Annotated in this window: 1 protein-coding gene; it reads left to right on the forward strand. The window is 34.5% G+C overall.

Translation table 11 applies throughout. The features are described from left to right. Positions 1–198: aspartate-alanine antiporter-like transporter (locus HMPREF9144_RS12605; protein ID WP_006046537.1), on the forward strand; the 198-nt coding region annotated here is incomplete at its 5' end. Positions 199–566 lie beyond the last annotated feature (368 nt).

Below are 566 nucleotides of genomic sequence, written 5' to 3' on the forward strand. Positions count from 1 at the left end.
GCGTTGCGTACAAAGAGATACGATTATGGAACCATTTGTGGCATACTTTGTGGTGCTATGGCAAATCCGATGGCATTGGTTTATGCAAACGATACGACTAAAGGCGAGACCTCTAATATAAGTTATGCCACCGTTTATCCTTTAGGAATGTTTATTCGTGTCATCATCGCTCAAGTGCTTGTAATGTTCTTTGTTTAGGTGATGATGTGGTAGATTATAATCAACTAATTTCATTGTTTACAGGAGTTGTGAAATCAGATATGCGGCACTTTAGTTTTAGATATCTCTCACGTTCGTCTTAGATATCTCTCAGTTTCGTTTCAGATATCTCTCACGTTCGTTTCAGATATCTCTCAGTTTTTGTTCCATATATATAGAAAAACAGTTCTTCTGTATATTATATAAATAAGGTGTATTCAATTATTCCGGCATTGCTTTACCCTTTTGAAGAGGCTATTTTACAAAAAGAATCATTTTTTTCTTAGAAAAGTTTGGTGGTTATTATTTTTTGTTATACCTTTGCACTCGCTTTTACGGCAAGCAGTATATCTGTTAGTTGTTAATAA

This window comes from Prevotella pallens ATCC 700821 (genome assembly GCF_000220255.1).
GTDB classification, from domain to species: domain Bacteria; phylum Bacteroidota; class Bacteroidia; order Bacteroidales; family Bacteroidaceae; genus Prevotella; species Prevotella pallens.